Raw genomic sequence first — 25907 nt, 5'->3', positions numbered from 1 at the left:
CAATTAATAAAAACAAATATGAAAAACCATGATTGAATCTAACATTAAATCACCAGGTGTCTACATTAACGAATTAAATGCATTTCCTAATTCGGTAGTTCCTGTTGCAACCGCAGTACCAGCATTTATAGGGTACACACCCACAGCATCGTATGAAGGAAAATCATACAAAAATGTGGCACAAAAGATCACTTCTTTTGCTGAATTCCAGGCCATTTATTGTTTTCCAGATCCAGCACCACCAGCTAGCCCTGCTAAACAATATGCACCAGAATACTATTTGGTAAAACAAAAAAGTCAGCCCGAAAAAGGAGACTATATGCTGATTGATAACGATTATTATTCTATCGTTCCAGATCCAAATACAATCTATTACTTGTACAACAGTATCAAGTTGTTTTATGAAAATGGTGGAGGTGATGCTTACATTGTTTCTGTAGGATCCTATGGAGCTCCTTCAAAAAATCCTATGACACCAGGAGAACAAATTATTAATACTAACGTTCAACTAGCCGATTTAAAGAATGGTTTATCATTACTTTTAAATGAGCAGGAACCAACTATGTATATCTGTCCAGAAGCAACATTACTTACTGTAGAAAACAACGGTACCTTAATGCAAGAAATGTTATTACAATGTACTCAAATGCAGACTGCTGTTGCCATTTTTGATATTATAGGCGGTAGAAATCCTGACCCTATCATGTATCCAAATGATATTGAAACTTTTAGAAACAATACTGGTTCTCAAGGTTTAAATTATGGTACTGCTTATTACCCTTTCATAGGAACAACAGTAATGCAAAATCAGGATATCGATTATACTAATTTATTTGGTGGTGATACGAAACAACTTGAAACACTATTAAATCCTGCAGATAATCCAAATCCAAGTGTGGCAAGTATTATGAGTAATATCAATAATCCATCTTCTGGACTTACTGTTACCCAAAATAATAATGCCTTGATAAATGCTAGTAAAACGTATAGTCTTATGATTAAGCATATATTATTTGATGCTAACATTTTGCCACCAAGTGGCGGAATGGCTGGTGTTATTACTACAACTGATAATCAAGAAGGAGTTTGGCAAGCACCGGCAAACACTTCTATTGTGGGAGTTTCTTCCTTACCAATTCGTTTATCAGAAACACAACAAGGCAGTCTAAATATAGATGCTGTTTCTGGAAAATCCATTAATGCTATTCGTTTCTTTAATGGATTAGGAATTTTAGTTTGGGGAGCAAGAACATTAGATGGAAATAGTTTGGATTGGAAATATCTTCCTGTTAGAAGAACGATGACCTTCTTAGAACAATCTTGTAAATTAGCAGCTAATGCTTATGTTTTTGAACCAAATGACAAAAATACTTGGGAAGCTGTAAAAGCTATGATCAGTAGTTTTTTAACTTCCATTTGGAAAGAAGGAGGACTTCAAGGAGCTTCTGCTTCAGATGCCTTTTCAGTAGCTTGTGGTCTAGGTACAACGATGACTTCCGAAGATATTTTAAATGGCTTTATGAAAGTTACTATTAAGGTAGCTATTGTACGTCCAGCTGAATTTATAGTCCTTACTTTCCAGCAACAAATGGCTACTTCTAGCTAATAAATAAACACAATAATGAACAATTTTAATAATTCTAAAAAATAAAATATTATGGCAGCAGATGACGGAAGCGTAGAAGGCGCAACATGGCCCATGCCAAAGTTCCGATTTGAAGTAGATTTAGGAACTGAATTAACAAAAGTAGCTTTTCAGGAAGTATCTGGAATGGACGTTGAAAATCAAATCATTGAATATCGAAAAAGTAATAGTCCGCTTTTTTCAACTGAAAAAATGCCAGGTATTACAAAATATGGAAACGTTACTATGAAACGAGGTGTTTTTGTAAATGACAATTCTTTCTGGGATTGGCACGCACAAATAACCATGAACACCATCAAAAGAAGAACGGTTATCATTCGATTATTAGATGAAAAAGGAGGAACTACCATGCAATGGCAATTAAACAATGCTTGGCCTACTAAAATTACAAGTACCGATTTAAAATCTGATGGTAATGAAGTAGCGGTAGATACTATAGAAATTGCACATGAACAATTAGTAATTACTAATGGCAAATAGTTATCCCGTAGGGTTTTACTTTCAACTCTCTTTTAAAGGAGAAGATGCTGCTTTCAAAGAGGTATCTGGAATTTCTAAAGAATTGAGTATGGAAGAAGTAGTATGTGGTGGGGAGAATAGATTTAAATATCGACTCCCTACTATTACCACCAGTCAGAACCTTGTGCTTAAAAGAGCACTTATTCCAGAAGGTTCTAAATTAATAGATTGGTGTGCGAGTACATTAGACGAAGGTTTAGCTAGTGCCATAAGCACACACGATGTTTCTGTTAGCTTGTTTAATTCTGATGGTTCCGTTTCGGTTATGTGGACGTTTTACAATGCTTATCCTGTAAAGTATTCCGTATCGGATTTAAAATCACAAGAAAATGAGATTGTAATAGAATCCATTGAATTAGCTTATACCTATTTTGTGATTACACCAGACACTTCAATTGCTGATTTATTTGCTTAGCGTATGCCAATAGAAATAAGAGAATTAATCATAAAAACGGAAATATCTTCAAGAGATAGTTTCATCGACAACTCAGTTAAAGAGACTGAAATACATCTTTTAAAAAAACAGTTACTTGAAGAATGTAGAAGAATGATAGCAGAAAAAACTAAAAAAAACAGCTATAAAAGATAAAATACAATGGGAGCAAGTTTAGAACTGATGAAAATAACGGGATATACAGATGAAAACTTCCAACAAGCTTTTGAAGGACAACCTTATACTGTGATGATTAATCCAGACACGATAAAATGGCAAAGAGGAATCGATTATAATGAACAACAAGCGCCAAATACAAGTACTCCATCACAGAAATATAAAAGTACACCTGTTGAAAAATTAAATTTTGATATCACAATAGACTGTACTGGTGTAGTGGATTCTAAAAGAACCGATTTAGCTAAGGAAATTAGCACTTTAGAAAATATTGTATATACCTATCATGGTAAAATTCATCGTCCCAATTTTGTTAAAGTACAATGGGGTAAAAGTCTAGTTTTTAAAGGTGTATTAAAATCAATGGATATATCTTATACTCTTTTTAAACCTGACGGAAGTCCCTTAAGAGCTAAATTATCTTTAGGTTTTACACAATATATTTCACCCGAAGATGAAGAACAGCTAAAAGGCAATGAATCACCAGATATTACTCACTTGGTAAGTGTAGTTGAAGGAAATACGCTTCCACAGCTTTGTCAAAAAACTTGGAACGACAATTCCTATTATATACAAGTGGCACAGTACAACAATCTTAATAAGTTTAGAAATCTAAAAGGAGGTCAAAAATTAATTTTCCCTCCTATAATACAACCTGAATAATGGCAACCCAAAGTAAAATAGCTTCTGGTGATATAGTAACATTTACTGTCAAAGTTGATGGCTCAGCAATTCCTAGTGAATTGAATGTGCTCTCTGTACACATAACTAAAGAAGTGAATAGAATAGCTGCTGCAAAATTTACGATACTCGATGGAGAATCAACCACAGGGAAGTTTGAGGCTAGTTCCTCTTCCACTTTTGTTCCTGGTGCAAAAGTGACCATTGAATGTGGCTATGATACAAAAAATCAGGTTGTTTTTCAAGGTATCATTACAAGCCAATCCATTCGCATAGACGAAATTGTTGGTTCCGCACTAGAAGTTGAATGTAGGGATGAAGCCATAAAAATGATTGTAGGTAGAAAAAGTTTAACTTTTAACAAAAAGAAAGATAGTGATATCATGACTTCCATCATTGGAACCTATTCTGGTTTAACAGCAAAAGTGACCGCAACGACTACAACTTGGCCAGAACAAGTACAATACTATGTAAGTGATTGGGATTATATTATGGCTCGTGCTGAAAGCAATGGAATGTTAATTACCACTCTCAACGGTACGGTTACAGTGGCTCCACCTGACGCAAATACAAGCCCTGTTTTAAGTGTATCCTATGGTAATGAACTGATGCAATTTAATGCAATTATGAATTCCATTACACAAATAGATACTGTAAAAGCCAGTACTTGGGACTATAAAAATCAGGCTATTGCATCTATGCAATCTACTAATAATGTTCCTGGTCCAGGAAATATCTCTTCAAAAAAACTTTCAGAGGTTGTGAGTTTGTCAGACTATCAACTACAAACATCTGGTTCTCTTGAAAATGCAGATTTAACAAATTGGACAAAAGCTCAACTAATAAAAAGTGAGTACTCAAAAATACAAGGAGAAGCAAAATTTCAAGGTACCAATTTAGTGAATCCTGGTAATTATATCACTTTAGGAGGCCTTGGAGATCGATTTAATGGAGATCATTTTATTTCTAGTGTTACCCATGATATTTCGGAAGGAAATTGGATTACCGAAGTTAATATTGGTCTTACTCCAATTTGGTTTACAGAAGAACCCGATGTTATGGCTCCTCCAGCCTCAGGCTTATTACCTGGAGCAAGAGGGTTATTTAATGGAACCGTAAAAAAAATAGACAGTGATCCTGATTCTCAGTATAGAATCTTAATTACTGTTCCTTTATTTGATACTAATGGAGAAGGTATTTGGGCTAGATTGTCTAATTTCTACTCTACAAATGGTGCTGGTGCTTTCTTTTTACCTGAAGTAGGTGATGAAGTTGTTATTGGTTTTTTAAATGAAGACCCTCGCTACCCTATTATTTTAGGGAGTTTGTATAGTAGTTCCAAATTAAAACCCTTTGAAGGTTTAACACCAAATGAAAAGAACAGTATTAAAGCTATTGTTTCAAAATCCAAAATAGCTATTGAATTTGATGATGAAAATGTCGTTTGGACACTAGCTACTCCTAATAAAAACACCATCATTGTTAGCGATAAAGACAAACAAATTACTATTAAAGATCAAAATGAGAATAGTATAGTAATGTCTAGTAGTGGTATCACTATAAAAAGTGCCAAAGACATCAATATTGAAGCAACTCAAAAAGTAAATATAAAAGGGAATCAAGGAGTTACAGTTGCTGCTTCCGGTGGTGACGTAGCTACAAGTGGCATCAATATTAAAGAAACAGCTCAAAGTCAGTATACTGCAAAAGGGAATTTAAATGCAGAAGTACAAGGAGGAGCACAATTAGTTCTTAAAGGTGCTATGGTGATGATAAATTAAGAGGTAAAAAGTAGAAAGTAAAAAGTAAAAAGTAGAAAGTAGAAAGAGAGTGATTATTTATAGAATACAAGACTACTTAAATAATAATTTAAAATATAAAAATATGCCTCCTGCAGCAAGATTAACAGATTTTCACGAATGTCCCATGCAGACTCCTGCCGTGCCAGCACCTATTCCTCATGTAGGTGGACCTATAATTGGTCCTGGTGAACCTACAGTTTTAATTTGCAAATTACCCGCTGCAAGAGTTGGTGATATGCTAGTATGTGTTGGTCCACCAGATTCTATTGTTAAAGGTTCATCAACTGTAATGATTGGTGGTATGCCTGCTGCTAGAATGGGAGACTCAACGGCACACGGTGGAAGTATTGTATTAGGAGCTTTAAATGTAATGATAGGTGGATAATAACAAACCAATAACGAAAGAAGAGAATCATTTTTTAGGTTCTGGATGGTCTTTTCCTGTTACTTTTTCAGCAGGAAATCATCAGTTGAGCCTTTCTGGTTATGAACAGAATGTAAATGAATCAATACGAATTATTCTTCTTACAAATACTGGTGAACGCTATTTAAATTCGAGATTTGGTTCTGGACTTCAGCAGTTTTTTTTTAGAAAAATGGATGAAACATTAAAGGGAGAAATTGCTGATGTAATTAGATTCTCTTTATTGCACAATGAACCTAGAATAAGTTTACAAGAAATTACAGTAGTATATGCTGATATTTTATCTGGACTTATAGAAATAAGAATTGCATACGTTTTTAATCAAACCAATACTAGACACAATTATGTTTTTCCTTTTTTCATAAAAGAAGGCACTAATTTAGGAAGTAGATAAATGAATATATTGAACCAAAATACTATATTAACTTCAGTAGAAGAAGCTTTGGTTCCATCATCGAATTTGATTGATGGTAGAACAGAACGCGACTGGCTAAGTTTTATAGCTGATTTTGCTTCGCTTATCAATTTTTATGATGCTTCTAATCAGCTAAGCGGGAACTGGACTCCTTTTCTATTTAAAGATCCTATCATCATTTTAGCTTCTATTTCTAAGACTAATGTTGTTAAAAAACAGGTTCTTTTTCTTCACAGTTGTTCTCATATAGAGTCTTTATTTCAAAAGGACGAAAACAATACTAACATTGGTAAACTAATCAGTTCTCTTTTTGATCAAATATTTCAATTGTTTATAAAACTAGAACATTGGATTCGCTTTCTGTTAAAATCAGATCAAGAATTTAGTCTTAAAAAATATATTCTTTACCAAGTGGAGCACATTTATAGTGGTCAATTATGGGCTTTATTATCATTACGCAGACAGCTAATTTTAAACAATATTATGGCAAAAGTAGAAAACATTGAGTATTCTATTTTTCAAAATGCAGATCCAACCATTTGGAAACAGAGTAAAGACAAAAAAAACTATTGGGAAATTCTCCATTTAAATTCCTCTTTTTTTAAAAATAAGATTTCAGATTTTATTACAGCTATAAAAAATTCTGGAGATCAACTATTTACTTTTTTCAATACTATTACGCAACATGCAAAAGTAGCTTTTGATAAATTAAAAGAAACAAGAAGTCATTTTCCTGACACTATTTTAATGAGAACTTTTATCCAATTATTAATGCATCATCGCAATCAATTAAATGGAATATCTCAAAAACATTTGAACTTTTATTATACTGATATCCTACAACAAAAAATAAAAAATGCACTTCCAGACAGTGTTTTTATTGCTATCGCCTTGAGCAAGAAAGATACTTCTTTTCTTTTGCCTAAAGGAAGCTTGTTTGATGCAGGTGTAGATACCCAAAAAGAACCAATACTTTTTTCTTCTACTGAAAACATAACTCTTAATCCAGCAACTATTGTAAGTGCAAAAACAATTGCTGCAGCAACTATAGAAAATACTTCTACTAAACTTTATTTAGAAAATATTGCCACTCCATCGCTTTTACAAAAAAATGAATCTGGAAAAATTGAAGGTTGGCCTATTTTTGGTGACAATAACCCTACTATTACTTCTTCAACTTTAACATTGGGCTTTGCCTTTGCATCTCCTATGTTATTACTGAAAGAAGGCAATAGAACAATTAATGTAACATTAACTTTTAATGAAAAAGGTGCAACTACATTTTTAAATAACGCTACTTATTTTCTAAGTACACAAAAAACTTGGCTTTCTGTTCCTGTTTCTATTAATGAAACTAATGATTCTAGTTTATCAGTGACTTTAAGTATAACATTAGAAGCTTCTGAACCTGCTATTGAAGCCTTTATTAAGAATCCTGATGGTTATGATTCTCAATGGCCTATGCTAAAAATTCAATTTAATAGCATTTCTGCTGGAATTACTATTCCTGTTATAAATACTGTTCAATTTGACGTAACTGTACAAAATAATACTACTCTTCAATTGTATAATGATTTTGGTGCTTTAGATTCCAAAAAACCTTTTGAATTGTTTGGTCCTACTCCATTGATAAATAGTAGTTTTATAATAGGAAGTAATGAAATATTTAGTAAACCACTACAATCACTTCAAATTGATATGACTTGGGATACTTTACCTAAAAATTTTCAAACCTATTACCAAGAATACAATACTTACATTTCTAGCACAATAACTACTACTCAAAAACAATTGGTGCCAGACACATCAAAATCACATGGAATCCTGCAAAAAATTGAGAATATTATCAAAGCTGGAGTAAAATTGGTCAAAGATGTTGTAAAAAAAGCAGTAGATACGATTATAGCATTATTAAAAGAAATACTACAACTGTTAAAAGATATTTTAGGTATCGTAGATCCAAAAGCCACAACACCTTTCAATAATACCTGTTTTACCGTTGATTTTGAAATTTTAAATAATGCTACTTGGAAAAAGATTGACATTGTTAAACAAGGAATAGCAATTGCTGAAGATGGCACAATAACACCTATTCCTTATACTGTTAATAAATACTGTGTACCACCAGTAGATAATTCTTCTAATCTATTATTTAGTACAGATAATACAGCTCAAGAATGTGAATTAACTCCTAAAAGCTTCTTTAGTTATACTGCCTTATCAAGTGCTTTCAAATCATTAGCTTCATCAAATCAAAATGCAAAACAAACAGCAACAACAACCGAGGTAAGTCCTGTTTCAACAACTGAAAAGATGGTTACTACTTTTACTGCTAATCCTACTATTCAAAACTCCCCTTTACTTTTTACTGCTGAAAGTACATCGGGATTTATAAAAATGGTTTTATCTGGTCCTAATCCTTATGGGTTTGGTTCTCAAATATATCCAGAAATTGTAGGTAGTATTGCTTTGCAAAATGCTCTTCAAATTTCAAAAGATTCAAAAAACGCTAAAAAATTAATTCCATCAGCTAAATTACCTTTTGCTCCCAAACTAAAAACAATAGTAGCCAATTATTCGGCTTCACAATCCTATGATTTGACAAAAACTGGAGATTTTCCTTTGCAATGTTATACTTATGCTCCTTTTATAAACTATTTAACCTATGATGCATTAGGTACTGTTCCAACTTACAATTATAATGTGGGTGATGCCAAAATAATTAGTTCTCAAGCTTCTACTGGCATTCCTCTTGTTTCTTCTACATACAATTATAAAGGTTTTTTATACATTGAATTAAAAGATGTAATAGCTCCAAGTGAAATCAATTTTTATGTGGAGTTAGGCAGAAAAGAAGGTAACATTCCAACAGATACAAAACCTGATTATTATTATTTGAGTACTTCTGGTTGGCAACTTTTACCTCTTCTTTCTGATGGTACGAACAACTTGAGCTGTTCTGGAATTATCACTTTTAACTTACCAAAAAATATCAGTAATAAAACTTCTCTAATGAATAGCGAAAATTATTGGATTTGCTTAGCTACTAAAAGTGATATCTCTAATTATCCGGAAATTACTTTTTTAAAAACAAATGGTGTTTTACTAACTCGTTCTGGAACCGAATACTTATTTGATACAACTGAACCAAAAATAAATAGTGATAGTATTACCAAATCTCACATTGCAATTCCAGAAATTGCAAATATTGTGCAACCTTTTGCCTCTTTTGGTGGAAAAGCAATGGAAAATGATACTATTAAAAACAAAAGAGTAAGTAATAGATTAAAAACAAAAGATAGAATTGTTAGTCTAACAGATTACTACAGTGTTATTCAAGAAGAATTTAATGATATCTATTATTCCAAATCGGTTTATAAGAATAAGAAAGTTTCTGTTTTTGTTGTAAAAAGATGTAAAAGCATAAGCGATTATAATGCCTTAACTCCTATGATTACGGTTTGTGCTGAAGAAAAAATACAGCAATATTTAAAAGAAAGAACCTCACCATTTACAACACTTACTGTTTCTAATTTTTCATACTTAACTGTAACCATAGACACAACTATAACCCTTTCCAATGGCTATGAATTTACAGGTGTTCAAAAAACAGTTACAGCTGCTTTAAAACTCTTTTTATCTCCTTGGATTGTGACAGATAGTCCACAAATTACTATAGGTGAAAATTTGAGCGCTGATGATGTAATCTACTTTATGAGAACTATAGAAGGTGTCAGTAGTGTGGATAAACTAACGTTCAATACGACTAAACTTTCACCAAATGGAGAACCTATTATACAAACAGACCTTACTTTAATACAATTAAATCAAAATCCAGAATTAATAATCGCTTCCAATATAAATCATACTATTAATGAAAGAGATTAATTACATAATAGACCTACCACTTCCTATTACTCAGGATTTCAAATCTTTAAAGAAGGAAGGACTTGCTCATATACAAAAAGTAAGTGGCAATGAATGGACCAACTTAAATCCAAGTGATCCAGGTGTTACCATACTAGATCAACTTTGTTATGCCTTAACAGAACTAGGCTATTGTAATGATTTTCCAATAAGTGATATCTTAACCAATTCTGATGATAAACTTATTTTAAAAGATCAATTTTATTTACCTAAAGAAATATTAACAACTTCACCCATTACTTGCAACGACTATATTAAATATATTGTAGATGAGGTAAATGAAGTTGAAAATGTAGTGTTACTTCCTATACAGAGTAATCTATCCTATATAAAAGGGGTTTACATCGTGTATTTGTCAATTGTTTCTACTGTAAAAAAACCTATTGAAATTACAACTATTTGTCGCACTACATTCTATCGTTTAAACAAGCGTAGAAACATGGGAGAATTGTTTATGATGCCCTTACCCTTAGAAAAAATAACTTATACTTTAAATGGTAAGCTTCAAATTAGTAATGAAGTGGAAGTTTCCAAAACACTTTCTTTAATAGAAAATAAGATTAATACTTATATTTTTCCAAAAGCAATTCAAGAAGAAGATGACCAATTGCTTCTTGATGGTGAAGACACAGACACAATTTATAATGGTCCAGAAATGAGACATGGATGGATAAGTGATGCCAATTTAGGTCAAAAGAAAGACACTATAACTACTCGAAATCTTATTAATATTATACTCTCAATTGAAGGTGTAATTAACATTCAGGAACTTCAAATTAGTGGTGCGAAAAATAGTGACTTTGTAACTTCAACAACCAGTCAATTACTTTCCTTTGATTTGAATAAATTGGAAATTACTTACACTAATCTTAAAAATGATAATTCAACTACTAAAACGAATGCACTTTCTTTACCTGATTTATCTTTTGACACTGCATCAAATAACGAGGAAAAACTACCGAAAGGAAAGTATAGAGATATTAATTCTTATTATTCCATACAAAATACTTTTCCTGAAATATATGCGGTAGGAGAAAATGCTATAAACTCAAATGCAAGTGATTTTCAAATTGCACAATCTCGCCAATTAAAAGGATACCTTACTCTATTTGATCAAATACTAGCGAATCAATTTTCTCAATTGGCTAATGTACCTCAACTCTTTTCGTTTAAAAATGGAATAACTGGTACACCTTCCGAATTAAAAAACTTCTATACTTCTAAAACATCTGATGAAAAAGAGCATCTTAAATACCCAGTACCCTATTTGAGCTTCTCTCCTACTTATTTTTATCAACCTTTATATACTATTCCTAATATAAAACCATTACTTAAAAATAATGATGTTTTCAATTTTAGTTTAGAAACAAGAACTAAAAATGTTGCAGAAGAAATGAGTTGGAAAAAATTCAAAGATGATCCTTACAATTCCTATATAAGAGGTTTACAAGATCTTGTAGAAGACGAAACTATTAATTTGACTAGAAGGAATGAAATGTTAGATCACTTACTAGCACGACATGGAGAATCTCCATTATTAATAAATACAGTTATTGAAGGTTCTATCTATACAGGAAATAGTGATAAAGACAAAATAATTATTAAAAGCTTGTACCTCCAAAATTTAGGATTACTTTCTTATTATAGATTTAAAGGGTACAACTATCTAGGTGCTAAAAAAATTGAAAAAATAGAACTTGAATTGCCATTAAATCTAGAGCAATTATTAATAGATGTTTCTTCTGTTCGTTTTTATTTAGAATCTGAAAAAGACATCATTATTCCTAAAAATGAAAAGTTTGAAAATGATTTCATATTCAATACCAACAAAGTAGATCAAATTGAAAAAATAAGAAAACAAGACTTTATTAATTATGCTGCACTAGAATTACAACTGAATATTTTACTGAGTTTAAAAACACCTTATATAAATTACCTTGAAAATACATTAAATAATTTAGAAGAAAAAAAATGTATTCTATGTGAACATACACAATCGCAAAGTGAAAAATGCCAAGACTGCAAGAATCAGCTAGAGCAAATACAACAATGTCTGTGGTTTTTAAAAGAACGAAGAGGATTGGTTTGTATTGAAAATTGTTTGTTGTACCCTTTTGATAACTCAATAGTAATAACTCAATCTACTAAAAATGGTCCATATTATAAAATAAAGAATTTCCTAAGCTATACTGAAACCATAGTTTTAAACACTTTACTAGCAAACGCAACTAGCTGTACTATTGATACAAATTCTAATGGAATTGAGCTTACTATTAATGGTACAACTACCTATGAACTCATTGAAACAACACAAACAGTAGAAAATATAAATTGGGAACAAGTAGCTACTATCGGATCTAATTGTTTTTTTGGAATTAGCTCTGAAAATAGTCCTGAAAATGCTGAAACCATAGAAACCATAACTTTACTTTTCCCTGATTATATTCCGTATTTCAATACGGATTATTTTAAGAATCGATTGGATACATTATTGGAAAACACCTTACCAATTGAAGTTTCCTATAGCTATCGTTTTGTAAGTCAGGAAAACTTAAACCGTTTCATTCCAGCTTTTATCGATTGGCACAACAATTTAGTATTTAACAATTCAACCTATAAAAAAACAACAGAAGTAGTTAGTGTATTGAGTAACATTATGAATAAAATACCTAAAGAATAAGTGTATGACAAGTCAGGTAAATCATATCATATCTAAATTTAAGTGGGAAAATTCTTTTGACCAGAAAGAAATAGCTCACGAATTGCAACAACGCATCAGCAATTGGAGCAATACAAAAATGCAAAAAGAAATAGCTAGCATTTTTGATAGGATATGTCCTGCAAGTCAAACTTGGTGCATCCAATCGTTAACATTAGATTTAGGTGTTATTGATTATGACACTTTAGAAGAAGAATTAGCACTAAAACTATTTCATCAATTAAATGAACAACTTGTAGATATTATTGTAAATGCTGAAAAGCGAAGTGATATCATTGAAATTTCTAATACTGATACTTCTCAAATAGGCATGCTAAGTCATTATTTTTTAACTGGAAACATGCCTTGGAACCATAAAAACGATAGTTCTTTGAATAAAATGATGCTTTTTCAATTTAAGAACAATAAAGAAGCAATACTCAAAATGCTTACTGAAGTTGGAAAAACAGATGAGAATGTTAGAAAAAGAATGGCTTGGCAATTACAAGAATCAATTATTTTAAAAATCATTGAAGGTTTAGAAACCAGTAATCACAATCAAATTATTAAATTTTCTGAAGAATTAACCAAAATTCAACAACAAGAAACATTAGTTCCAGCTAATGAAAATGACTTTAAAAAAAACCTATGGTTTTGGATACTAAATTATTTATTTACAGATAGAGGCACTATTTTTAATAAAGTGGCATTTATGAAAAGTAGTATTCAACAAATGTCCAATCATTATAATATATCTTATGCAGAATTACTAAATATGATTGAATTAGCTATCCAAAATATTTATGTAACTGCAAGTACTAAAGCAGACTTTATACTAATTCTAAATTTTCTAACCAAAGAAAATGAGCTCACAAAAACAAGAAAAGAATCTACTATAATTGAAAAAACAGATTATTGGACAAATCTTACACTCCTTTTTAATTCGACATCACTTCGCAAAGACAGTGGCAAGAAAAGAGAATTTAATGAATTAATAATTGTTCTTTCAAAAGAAGACAAAACAAAATTTAGTACTCTTTTTTCATCCCTAGATACTTCTACTCTTTTTTGGAATGCAGTTGTTCCTGATCTAAAAAATGAAGCATTAGAAAATATTTTCCATGCTGTCATTCCAATGAAATCTCAAATGCTAATTGATAGTATTTATTTTATTGAGAAGCTTTACAAAGAAATGAATGAAAAATTAGAGGTTTCTTTATTGTGGGAAATTGGTATACAATTCCTTATACAATATAAAAACACTCCTTTTGACAATAAAATATTTCTAAATTTTACGCTAAAGGAATTAAGTAAAAAAAATAATGAATTAAAAGAGAATATAGTGAATAGGCTAACCAATGTAAGTGTTCCTTCTTCATCAAAAACTATTGCTACTTTAGAAATATATACAAATCTGACTTCAATTTTAAATGATGAAGTTTCAGAAAAAAATGCACTTTATGACGAAACTAATTTTACTGATTTAGTAACCGAATTAAGTGAACAAATAAAAACAAACAAAATAGGATCAGTATCTGTTATAGCGCTTCAAAAATTAGTCATTGAATACCTTTTTCTTAATCCAACACAATCCTTCAACGCCTTATTACAGTATAAAGACCGAGGAATTATAAAGATGTTATTCCCCTATATTTTAAACAAAAAAAGCACCCATTTATTTGTAAATAAAGGAAACCATCCAAAATTGTATTTAGTACAAACACTAGAAAAAATTATAAAAGAAAGTAGCCAAAATACTATTTCTGGAAATTTTAGCTCATTTCTTTTAGACCATCTTTATCTACTAAGTGTGAAATTGATACTATTACATACTGAATACACTACTATTCGCTTTTTAGAAGCTGTTTTAGAAAAACTTTTAAAATTGATAACACCTTCACAAAAACCAAACTTTGATGCTTTTGTAGCTCTTTTATTTCAACATGAAAAAATACAAAACGTAATAGCTGCAACAAGTAATTTGGAGCAAATACAATTTAAATTATTTCATAAAACACCTCAGCTAATAAGCGATAAAGAGCTTAAAATCAATTCTTTTGTAGCCAAAAAGATACCTATTCAAATACATACAGAAAGTATTTTAATTAATGGACAAGTTATAACTATTCAAAATTTAAATGAATGGCTTAAGAAAAGTATTGACAACGAATCTTCAAAAATTATTGGAAACAATCATGAGTTTCAATTAAAAGATTTGCTACAAATGGCTCTAGAAATCAATCCAGAGGAAGTGAGAAAAATACTTTCAAATAGTACCATAACCGATAAACGAATTAAACTATTAAAAAGTAATTCAGATTGGCTAATTTTTAGTTTGTGGATTTCAAAAAGTAACACAATACTTAAAGAAGCTATGGAAACACTTAGGTCGTTTTATGATTTCATAATGCTCTTTATGGATACCAAAAACAGAACGCTTATTGAACACTCTTTTTGGAAAACATCTTGGGAGATGATTCAACAAAATAAAGGGATTCAATCAATTGGAAAACCATTTATAGAATATTGGATTAACGAAATGATAAAACAAGAACTTATAGACTCTAATGAAATTATAAATACAGTTAATACAAATGAAATACTCATTAGTCCATTACTAAAAAATATTTTAATGCAATACAACACTTCATTTTCAAATCTAATCAGTACATCAACAACAGTTCAAAATGAAGATATATTACTTTGTGAAAAACAAGGTTTACTTGAATCTCTTTATGTTGCTTTAATAGTTGAAAAGAAAATACCTTTTTGGTATACAAATACTAAAAACACTTCTGTAATAGATTTGTTTCATGAAGTTTTAGAATACAATCCTACTCCTTTTATTGTTGTTTATAAACAAAATAAAATTCCACAGTTACAAAAACAACAATTACAAGATTGGATGGATTTTAAAAAAACTATAGCAGTAATTAAAAATAATGATAAAAACAAACAACAACTTTATAGTATTGAACGTCTTTATAATTCCTTAGGACAGTTGTCTATAAAAGGAGTTACTTCAAAAGAAATACAAGCTATCCTATTTAAAAAAATAATTATTGCATGGACAGAAAACAATTGGTCTATTCTTTCTGTTGCTAGTATTTGGCAAGAATTATTGTGGGAACTTCGTCAGAAAAAAAATATTGCAATAAAAGAAATACTTCTTGCATTAGATAAAATAAAGTACAGTCTACCAGCTGCTCTACAAGTAAGTTTAGCTCAATTAATAAAATCAAATGCTGGAACAAGCATACAAAATACAGCAACAAAATTTCAAAAAGAAATAGATTTAAAGACACTTTCTCTTCAAAAGAATATTGGTGGAATAACTGTCAAAAACGCTGGTATTGTTCTATTAAACAATTACATAGAAATGCTAATGAATCGATTAGATTTACTAGATGAGAAACGATTTAAAGACATTAGTTTACAATTAAATGCCGTTCATTATTTGCAATATGTTATTACAGGATTAACTAAAACAGAAGAATATTTACTCCCTTTAAATAAAGTATTATGTGGTTTATCATTGACAACTCCAGTTATGGAAAGTATTGTCATTACTGAGGATCAAAAAAAGTTAATCAACGGACTTATTTCAGCCGCTATCTCACATTGGCCATCAGTTGGTGATACATCCATATTAGGTTTTAGGGGAAATTGGTTAGTAAGAGATGGTTTACTTATTGAAAAAGAAGAACGATGGGAATTAACAGTTGAAAAAAGAGTCTATGATTTATTACTACACAAATCTCCATTTTCTTTCTCTATTATTAAATACCCATGGATGGAAAAACCTTTACATGTAATATGGCCCTATTAATTTTAAAAAAAAGATCTATGACAAAAAAAAGACAAAAACAAAAAATGAATACTAGTTAGTAATTTCATTATTATTTAAGAAAAATAACAAATAACATAAACATTAAAATCAAAAAATTATGAGTTCCTACAATGAAAATCTAAATGCAAGTGTAGTGTCATCCTTGCAAGCACAAGAATTAAAATTAAATAATACACAAACTAAACTAAATGCAGGAATGTTTACGCTGTATTATGCAGAAGATGCAAAGATAACAGCTCAAGAAAAATTAAAAAGAACGGAGAAAAAGTACTCTGCTCAAGAAATAATTAAAGAAGAAGCTGTGGGTGATAATAATCTTAGTACAAATGTAATTGCAACAGCTAATCAAGAAAAAGAATTTAACTTACAATCCGTTTCTAATACTGCGGTAGCAGCTGCTAATGTTCAAATTGCTACTAATGCTATAGTCAATTTAGCAAGCGATATGGGTAGTATAGTGAGTATTTTAAATGCCGCAGATTATGGTAGTCAAATTTATGAACAAGCACTTGCTGTAAACAAATTAATGAATGATACTGCTTACAACGCTGAAGTAACCTCTCAAAAAGCAATGGAAGCTTCTTCTTTAACCGCTGAAGTAACAGCTAGTACTGTTGCAGATATGGCAACTACTACAGGTGCATCTGTCACTAATTTATTAAGTATTTTAAATAGCCAATTAGAAACTATTTCTGCCTTGGAGATTACTGAAAATGCAGCTTTTACTGCTGCAGCTACTGCTCAAAAAAAGGCGGAAGGAGAGTTAATTGATGCTAGAGTAGAATACGATGCAGCTAATGCAACCTATTTATCAAGTATTAATGAACTTAACCTAAACTTACAAGTTACTGATAAAACTAATACAGACTTTACGGTACAATTTAATACTTACCAGAATCCATTTTATGTTGGTTCAGAAACTTCACCCTACAATACTAGTCCTGTAGAAAATTATTATGTTTTTGTAGTTAAAGAAAGTGAAAAATCCATTTTTTCGATAACTACTGCAGAAGGATTACTAACTAATCCTGAAATAGCTTTTCCAATAAATGGTGAAGGTCTTGATGCAAAAACTATTTCGCAGACTATCTCCATGGCTGATTTAAAAGATTCAAGTGATCACACTTTAGTGTTAGGAGAAAACTATGTCATATTTGTTTTAGTTCAATTTACGGTAGATTATAAAAAATCATTAAATAATTTTGAAGATTTTTTAACCGCAGCCTCTTCTTCATTTGTTCTAACAACTCCTTTAAACAGCCCAAGTACTGATAATATAAAGGTTAATTTTTTAGCGGCTGATGAAAATCCAGATAATGTAACTACTCAAGTATTACAATTTAACTTAAATCAAGAGAGTAAAAATGTTGAATATCGATGCATGTTTTTACTTAATAATTCAACCTTAGTTAATCAAATGTTTAAAACAGAAGATTTATTATCTGTTGAAAATCAAATTTTGAAAGAAATTAATGCGGAAATAAATAACATTAAAGATGAAGCAGACGAAATTAAGGCTTACAATAATAAAAACTTACTGCACAGTTTAACTAACAAACTTAAAACTCTTACAGATAAGAAAGAAGCTTTAAATCAAACTAATGATGCAGATGATGCAGATGTCAAAAAGAAATCAAAAAAAGACACTACAGACTTGGACACTCAGATTAGTGAATTAAATGCTAGAATTAAGGAATTAACATCTATTGATTTAAGAGACATTAACCCAGCAATTTCAAAAGGAAATATAAATAGTCAAAATAAAACTCCACAACCAGGTTTCTTTTTTAACCAATTGATTGCAGAAAATGTTACCGATGGAAATTACACAGTACCTTCTATAGATCAAATCCAAACAACAGAAGACACAACTACTGTAGTCCTTCCTATCCAAGACAACACTACAGATAATTTTGGAAACCCTCTCATTGAAGGAAATGAATACATTCCAGTTATTTTAACAGTGGCTTCTGGCCCTAAGAAATTAAGTCTACAGTATTCAAACTCAATTTCGGATTTTAAAAACACAGAAGCTTTTAACTATTCTACAAAAAATACAACATCAGAAAATAATTAACAATTAAAAATACAACAGATATGACAACAATAACACTGAATCCATCAAAGTATGGCGTTACCGAAAGTAAAAAAAGAACCTTAGACTCATTAACTATTCAGGTTTTAAATGCAACAGATGAAGTATCTCAATTACAAGCGATAGTAAGTTCTCTCACAAATAAATTAAGTACTTACCAAGGCTTTTTAACACAAGCTGATGCTAATAAAACACAAGCACAAAATAATCTTACCTTAATAAACAGCGTTATAAAAAATGCTTTGAACTTAAGAGATAATTCTGCAGTTGCTTTAAGAGAAGTGGTAAAAGCCAATGGAAAAACTGAAAAAGTAGCTAAAAAAACAACAAATGTTACTAATAAACTGATTTATACAGCTGAGATGATAAATAAGTTGGCTAATTTAATTGTTAGGAAAAAAGCACAAAACCCACTTATTTCTGATCAATTAATAACTATGATAACAGCAGCTGGAACTAATGCAAACAATGCCGTTGCATTATCTCTAGTAGCTCTAAATGCAGCATTTACAGCACAATCAACAAATAAGGAAGTTCAAAACACAGCTGCTTTAGAAAGTTTACAAGCTATCAAATTATATAATAAACTAACTAACGATAAAAAAACTAACAGTACTCATTTATCTTTAAATACTTTATTAAATGATGCTTATAATACTACCGTTTTAGAATTTAATAAAATACAAAATGCTTATAATGAAACCTTAAACCAGTTGAATTTAAAAACAGCCGATTTAAATAAGGCACAAGTTAATTTAAAATCATTGCAAGCTGGTTTAGCTGCTGCAAATGCTGCTGCATTGGCATCATAAGAGGTTACTAACCATTTTAGTCTATACTCACAGTTTTTAAGTATACTTTAAGAACTGTGAGTAAAAACAAGAAATTTCCTTAAAAAAGAAAAACATGAATAGTATTTACAAGAAATTTTATAGAACATTCTATACAAGAACTAATTATATTCCTTCAAAACCGTTAAACAAAACATTATTCCCTGGAGACTTTTTCCATATTATTAATGGTGAAATGATTATTCTTGGCAATATTTTTAGTGCTAACATTGTAGATACTAAGACTATAGATTTTGATCACAATGTCAAATTAAATATAGATTCTTGGAAGTTTAGTGATGGTGTTACCAAACCATATTCTGGAAGAGGAACAGGGAATAATGCCATTGACGGAGTATTTGAATTTAGCAAACAAATTTTAGCTTTTGAATCCTGTGGAAGTTTCTTTTTTACAAGCAATGAGCCTGAAGCTGTTAAAATAAAGAATTGGAGTGAACTAAAAAATGAGTTAATAATCAAACTCACACAAACCTATTTTTCCTTCAGAGAGCTTTATTTAATTACAGAAACAGCTAGTACTTCAGATTGGACATTAGCTATTTCTAGTTCAAAAAATGGAGAATTAGAAATTGCTGTAGATACAGAAAACTTTGGCTTAGTAGATATTTTTGGACATTCCTCTTCAAAAACAATTCAGTCAAAAGATATTGAATATTACAATAGACAATCGGAAAGAAAACCTAGTTTTTTTAAAGCAAAAAAATTAGTGGAACAAAATGAAACCTTACAAGTATTTATAGATGAACTTATTTACCAGCGCACTCTACTGAATAGATGGGGGAAAGATTTTTACAAGTACAACCTGAATGCTAATCATGAACATGATATAGACAATTTGAATAATGCTCAAATAAGTATTCTAGACCTTTTACCTGGTAATCAACTTAATCCTAATACAGCACTGCTTTATTTTAAATGGGTTGATACTTCTCTAGATGATATTGAAAAACTTTTTGTCAACTATGAAATCTAAAACGAACATAACAATTCTTCATGAAGAACTGGATTGGCTTGATAAAGTAATACAGCAAGTTATTAGTAGCTATCTATTACAAGAAGGGCATGAAAAGGATTGGCATGATATTCCATTACCAGATTTATCAATGGAAAATGGTTCATATGCAACATTGGTAAACGAATGGAGTCTAAATATGTATGAACGTTTAGCTATGGCACTTTGTTTAGCACCTCATCTCAGACCAGAATTATTAGATATTTTCTTTGGAAAAAATGGAATCTATGATAGAGGTTTTACAGAATTTGGAGGTGTTATTGATAAAAACCATAGTGGCTTTATTCCAACAGGTCAAACTTTAGCTTTCCTTATAACTGCTACTCATAAAGAATTAAGAAATGAAGTACACAAAATAGTTAGTAAAGAAAACATACTCATCAAAGAAGATGTATTACAATTAGCAGATACAGAAGACTTTATACCTAAGTTAAATGGTGTTATTAGTTTACATCCTAATTGGTTTCATTATTTTATAACCCATGAAAAAATTAGTGTAGCACAAAGTGCCTCTTTTCCTGCACAAAAAATAACTAGCCCTTTAAACTGGGAAGACGTTGTTCTAGATCCTATCGTAATGGAACAGGTTAACGAAATACTTGTTTGGCTAGAACACGGAACTACTCTCTTAAATGAATGGGGTTTAAATAACAAAATAAAACCAGGATATCGTGCCTTATTTTATGGTCCGCCTGGTACAGGTAAATCGTTAACTGCAACTTTATTAGGAAAAGCAACTAATAAAGAGGTGTATCGTATTGATTTATCAATGATTGTTTCAAAATATATTGGAGAAACTGAAAAAAACCTATCTAAAGTATTTGATATTGCTAAAGATAAAGAATGGATTTTATTTTTTGATGAGGCTGATGCTTTATTTGGCAAACGAACAGCTGCTAATTCTTCAAATGACAGACATGCGAACCAACAAACTGCTCATCTTTTACAACTCATTGAAGATTTTCCAGGTGTTGTTATTCTAGCATCTAATTTAAGAGCTAATATGGATGAAGCTTTTACTAGAAGATTTCAGGCTATTATTCACTTTAATATGCCTTCAATTGAAGAACGTTATCAATTATGGCAAAATGCTTTTTCAGGTATTTGTTCCTTATCAGAAGAAATTGATTTATATCAAATTGCGGAAGACTATGAGTTGGCAGGAGGTGCTATTATTAACGTATTACGATATTGTGCTTTAGCGGCTATTGGTAGAAATGATTCTGTTGTATTGAAAAACGAATTATTGAAAGGTATAAAACGAGAATTTAATAAAGAGAACAAAACCATACTTTTAAAATAATTAACTATGTTAAAAAATTTAGTATTAGCACTTGCTTTATGGTTTTTAGTAGAATGGGCTTACACCGAAAAAATAAAACCCTTTTTAAAATCGGAATTAAATACAGAAATTCCAGTAAAAGAGATCACAAAACAAAACAGTAAAGACGATGCTAATCATTCAATACCAAAAGATTCACTAAAAAAAGGACCAATAAATTTAGTTAGAAAATTATTACTAAAAGACTCTATTACCTATGGGTTAGATATTTCACATTATCAAGGTGATCTTATAAGCACATTAAATAAAAGAAAAGACTCTCTTTATTTTGTCATTTGTAAAGCTACAGAAGGAGTGAGTTATATCGATCCCAAATACAAAGAGAACAGCACAATACTAAAACAAAAACACATTGTAAGAGGTGCTTATCATTTTTATCTCTGTGAGTTTGATCCTATTGAACAAGCGCAACATTTTTCAAAAATTATCATGGAAAATAATTTTTTAAATATTGGGCATTTACCTCCAGTAATGGACATAGAAAATAGCAGTATGGATACTAACTGTGGAGATTTAAAAATGGCTCAAAATAACATACTGCTTTTTTTACAAGAAGTAGAAAAAATAACAGGTCGTATTCCTATGATTTATACCAACAAATCTACTGGAGATCGATTCTTAAACACTAGTACTTTTGCAAAATATCATTTATGGCTTGCTGCTTATACAAATGATCTTACTACCTCTAATATCCCGATTGCTTGGGATGATAGATGGATGATCTGGCAACGTTCTGACAGTTATTCTTTTCAAGATAGCAACTTCGATTTTGATATTTTTAATGGTAACCGATTAGAATTAAGAAAATTTATAAGGAATACCATTGTTAAAAAATAAAGAACACTCGGTTACTTTTAATACACCTTACTATGAACGAGCAGAAAGAGACACAACAGAATAGAATAAGTACAATTCAAGCAGTAGCTAATGCTGTTGGGAGAGAAGGAAAAATACTAAGTGATAATAGAGATACAAAAACAATTCAAAAGAAAGAATTAAACACAAATGTATTTCAATTGGCTAAAAGAACTAACAACTTTATTCCCAAAAAAAAGAAACCTTATTCAATCCAAAAGACAACTATTAGTAAAGCAAAAAAGAAAACCACAAAAAGAAAACCACAAAAAATTAGGAAATCCGAAATAAACGCACTTAAAGATAACTGGTTTAGCGATATAAATAGAAAAAATGAAATAGAAAAAGATATAATTAAGTACAAAGAGTATATAGTAACTATTTCAAAACAATTAGATGATGATGATGATATTGCTTTAATTAATGAGTACAATGATGAATTAGACACAATCGACACTTCAAATACTGAAAATTTATCTACTGAACGGAAAAAAATTAATTCAATCATTAGAAATTTAAGATTTTATTTCCCTACTCATAGTGGTGGATTTGGTGCCAAAGGAAGAGCACATGGAATAGATACAGCATTTGTTGCAAAAACAAGCCATGATGTTCCAAACGGAAAAGTATTAGATAACCATTTTGTAGAAAATATTACTATAGATGGAAATACAAATAATCAAAATGTTTTCAAAAGCACACCAAAAGTAGCTAAAGAAAAAGCAGGTTCGCTACAAATCATGGGGCAACATTATGCAACAAATTCAATACTAAATAAGGCTCAATTACTAGCAAATATAGATAGTGGTTTGTCTTCAATAGATACTCCACAAGACAAATCATTTACCAATACACCAGTGGGTAAAGATAGAGGATTTGGACAGTATGCTAATATGAATAATACTAATGCAACAGGTTATGCTTGGTTGGCAGAAATCCCAGGAGTATTGAGCCAACGCTGGGAATGGTTACACATAAGAGGAGCTGGTATTGGAGGAGCCACAGACTCTACGAATCTTGTTGCAGGTACAAGAGATGCCAATACACAAATGATACCATTTGAATCCAATATTAGAACTTTGGCAACAGCAGTAGGAAATAATAAAACTAAATATTCTAGATTAGATGTAAAATGGTCTGTAACTAACAGAGTTCAAAAACATGCTTACCAATGGATACGAATTGCATGGATTCTATACAAGAAAAATGGTGGTAAACAAACACAAGGTGAAGCTAATTTTCAACCCTTACATACAGGAAGTAATATTTCTAAAAAAGAAATAGAAAAATTAGAAACAGCATTACAAGAAGTCAGATCCAATTTGTAAAACAGTAAAAAAACTATGGAATACGATTATAAAAAAAAAAACGAATTAGAATCAAAATCTGTTGCTTCCTCCTTTGCTAACAAAACTATTCAAAAGAAAGCAGTAGAATTACAAGACAATCGACCATCATCTATTATACAAAAAAAAGCAAACAACACAGGCTTACCTGACAATTTAAAATCAGGAATAGAAAACCTTTCAGGTCATGCTATGGACGATGTTAAAGTACATTACAATTCCGATAAACCTGCACAGCTCAATGCGCATGCTTATGCACAAGGAACCGATATTCATATCGCTTCTGGACAAGAAAAACATTTACCTCATGAAGCTTGGCATATAGTACAACAAAAACAAGGAAGAGTAAAACCTACTTTGCAGATGAAAGGAAAAGTGAATATTAATGATGATGATGGTTTAGAAAAAGAAGCGGATGTGATGGGTGCAAAAGCGCTAGTACAGAAAAAAGAAATTATTCCTATAAAAACAACTCCTTTTATTAAGAATCCAGCAATTCAGCGTGTAATCGCCTTTAACAGAAGGAATTTACCTAATGGAACAAAGAAATTTATAAGAACAAAAATCAATGAACTCAATACTTATGATAAAAAACACCGAAACACTAAAGTAGCATTGCACGCACAGTTTAAAATGATTCATGATCTTGAAACTAGAATAAATACATTTTTAACTGCAAATGCTACTACTATATCTAATACTGAACGTTCGGAATTATTTAATGTTTTAAGGCAAACCGAAACGTTGCATCTTGCGCTCAGCGGAAGATTGGCTGCCCACGGTCATGATATGTGGTTAGGTAATACAAATCTTAGTCCTAAAAAACAAAGACAAACCCAGAGTTTATGGCATTCGCTACGCACAGATTCGGGTAATATGAAGGTTGAGGGCAGCGTTGCATTTAGAAGTCAAGCAATGTCTGGATATCTCCACATGCTGAGAGGAAATCACGGCAGAGGTATGTTGAAAGAAATGAATAAACCACAGCTAACCGCTGACCATAATATTATTATTTCTGACAATCACCTTGCTAATTATACGCTGGCAGGAAAAGCTGGACAACATGATACTGGTTCTTGGGCATCTTCTATTGGAAATATCCGACATGATAATCAAGATGCGGAAAATGGTGTAGGAACTGGTTCATTTGTTCAAATTCATAATACTAATCCACCTGCCACAATGGGAGAATATGAAAGTGGAACCCATGGTGAGCCTATTTTTGCTCCAAATTTTATAACATTAGCACATGAATTAGGACATGCAAGACACAACTTGCGAGGTAAAACAAAACAAAACGCATGGTATGGTGTTCCTGCTCAAAATCCACTTCATGGTCGTGATGATGAACAAGGAAAATGGTCTAATCCTGAAGAGTACAAGAACATTACTCAAGAAGAAAATCCTGTGAGACTTGAGCACAATATGCCTAAACGAAAATACCATGCCACAATAGATTCAGCACGCGCAACAGCTAACCGCATTAATATGTCGGCACAATTAGATCATATTTATGCAATGGTGCCAACAGTGCCTCCTTATTTGAGGACTTATATTGGACCTACATATTTTGCACCTTTAAATACTCGTATTAATAATACTGATTTGTCTATTGTACCCTTAGCACATCAACTTCAAACTGACATTAATACTTTACAAAATAATATACAAAGAACGATAACGCTAGCAAAAGTGCACTATTATGCATCTTATCTTAAACCAACACGTAAAAAAGCATTGATAGGTGGTTCGCTTCTGGCAATTAGTGCAGCAGCATACATGTACCAATCTAACCAAACTAATAAATAAAGATAATCCTAAGACGCATATCCTCT

18 protein-coding genes are annotated in these 25907 nt (G+C 31.0%); all 18 read left to right on the top strand.

Annotation, left to right across the window (positions count from 1 at the left end):
• The first annotated feature begins 28 nt into the window (after nucleotides 1-28).
• On the top strand, nucleotides 29-1606 hold the full coding sequence (locus FIA58_RS04515) for a phage tail sheath family protein (RefSeq protein WP_208022754.1): 1578 nt from the start codon (nucleotides 29-31) through the stop codon (nucleotides 1604-1606).
• Between the two features lie 51 nt (nucleotides 1607-1657).
• Entirely contained in the window at nucleotides 1658-2125 is a 468-nt protein-coding gene (locus FIA58_RS04510) for a phage tail protein (RefSeq protein ID WP_110305362.1), read from the top strand.
• Nucleotides 2115-2579 carry a phage tail protein gene (locus tag FIA58_RS04505; protein WP_140960492.1) on the top strand — a complete coding sequence of 155 codons (465 nt, stop codon included), beginning with the start codon at nucleotides 2115-2117 and terminating at the stop codon, nucleotides 2577-2579. Before FIA58_RS04510 ends, FIA58_RS04505 begins: the two co-directional genes overlap by 11 nt.
• Before the next feature lie 3 nt (nucleotides 2580-2582).
• On the top strand, nucleotides 2583-2753 hold the full coding sequence (locus FIA58_RS04500) for a DUF5908 family protein (RefSeq protein WP_165928847.1): 171 nt from the start codon (nucleotides 2583-2585) through the stop codon (nucleotides 2751-2753).
• A 6-nt stretch (nucleotides 2754-2759) separates the two neighbouring features.
• Complete coding sequence (locus tag FIA58_RS04495) at nucleotides 2760-3437, top strand: CIS tube protein (protein ID WP_208022753.1); 678 nt, start codon at nucleotides 2760-2762, stop codon at nucleotides 3435-3437.
• Nucleotides 3437-5236, top strand: a complete 1800-nt coding sequence (gene vgrG / locus FIA58_RS04490; protein ID WP_140960490.1) for a type VI secretion system tip protein VgrG — start codon at nucleotides 3437-3439, stop codon at nucleotides 5234-5236. Before FIA58_RS04495 ends, vgrG begins: the two co-directional genes overlap by 1 nt.
• A gap of 103 nt (nucleotides 5237-5339) precedes the next feature.
• Nucleotides 5340-5642, top strand: a complete 303-nt coding sequence (locus FIA58_RS04485) for a PAAR domain-containing protein (protein WP_140960488.1) — start codon at nucleotides 5340-5342, stop codon at nucleotides 5640-5642.
• Nucleotides 5635-6075 carry a GPW/gp25 family protein gene (locus tag FIA58_RS04480; RefSeq protein WP_317167870.1) on the top strand — a complete coding sequence of 147 codons (441 nt, stop codon included), beginning with the start codon at nucleotides 5635-5637 and terminating at the stop codon, nucleotides 6073-6075. Before FIA58_RS04485 ends, FIA58_RS04480 begins: the two co-directional genes overlap by 8 nt.
• Nucleotides 6076-9984: a hypothetical protein gene (locus FIA58_RS04475; protein ID WP_140960486.1), complete on the top strand. Its 3909-nt coding sequence runs from the start codon at nucleotides 6076-6078 to the stop codon at nucleotides 9982-9984. It begins immediately after the preceding gene.
• Nucleotides 9971-12703, top strand: a complete 2733-nt coding sequence (locus FIA58_RS04470; protein WP_140960484.1) for a hypothetical protein — start codon at nucleotides 9971-9973, stop codon at nucleotides 12701-12703. The genes FIA58_RS04475 and FIA58_RS04470 overlap by 14 nt, the downstream gene beginning before the upstream one ends.
• Nucleotides 12704-12707: 4 nt before the next feature.
• Nucleotides 12708-16550, top strand: coding sequence for a contractile injection system tape measure protein (locus FIA58_RS04465; protein ID WP_140960482.1), 3843 nt, complete (start codon nucleotides 12708-12710; stop codon nucleotides 16548-16550).
• Nucleotides 16551-16668: 118 nt separating this feature from the next.
• The gene (locus FIA58_RS04460; RefSeq protein ID WP_140960480.1) at nucleotides 16669-18648 is read left to right on the top strand and encodes a hypothetical protein; all 1980 of its coding nucleotides are present in this window, start codon (nucleotides 16669-16671) and stop codon (nucleotides 18646-18648) included.
• Between the two features lie 20 nt (nucleotides 18649-18668).
• Nucleotides 18669-19478 carry a hypothetical protein gene (locus FIA58_RS04455; protein ID WP_140960478.1) on the top strand — a complete coding sequence of 270 codons (810 nt, stop codon included), beginning with the start codon at nucleotides 18669-18671 and terminating at the stop codon, nucleotides 19476-19478.
• Nucleotides 19479-19572: 94 nt separating this feature from the next.
• The gene (locus FIA58_RS04450) at nucleotides 19573-20490 is read left to right on the top strand and encodes a hypothetical protein (RefSeq protein WP_140960476.1); all 918 of its coding nucleotides are present in this window, start codon (nucleotides 19573-19575) and stop codon (nucleotides 20488-20490) included.
• Complete coding sequence (locus FIA58_RS04445; protein ID WP_140960474.1) at nucleotides 20480-21832, top strand: ATP-binding protein; 1353 nt, start codon at nucleotides 20480-20482, stop codon at nucleotides 21830-21832. Before FIA58_RS04450 ends, FIA58_RS04445 begins: the two co-directional genes overlap by 11 nt.
• A gap of 6 nt (nucleotides 21833-21838) precedes the next feature.
• Entirely contained in the window at nucleotides 21839-22708 is an 870-nt protein-coding gene (locus FIA58_RS04440) for a glycoside hydrolase family 25 protein (protein WP_140960472.1), read from the top strand.
• A gap of 32 nt (nucleotides 22709-22740) precedes the next feature.
• The gene (locus tag FIA58_RS04435; protein WP_140960470.1) at nucleotides 22741-24054 is read left to right on the top strand and encodes a hypothetical protein; all 1314 of its coding nucleotides are present in this window, start codon (nucleotides 22741-22743) and stop codon (nucleotides 24052-24054) included.
• Between the two features lie 15 nt (nucleotides 24055-24069).
• Nucleotides 24070-25881, top strand: coding sequence for an eCIS core domain-containing protein (locus FIA58_RS04430; protein WP_140960468.1), 1812 nt, complete (start codon nucleotides 24070-24072; stop codon nucleotides 25879-25881).
• Nucleotides 25882-25907: the final 26 nt, after the last annotated feature.

This window comes from Flavobacterium jejuense (genome assembly GCF_006491595.2).
Classification (GTDB): Bacteria; Bacteroidota; Bacteroidia; order Flavobacteriales; family Flavobacteriaceae; genus Flavobacterium; species Flavobacterium jejuense.
Note: the sequence above shows the minus strand (reverse complement) of the source record. Positions and strands in the feature narration are given on the sequence as shown.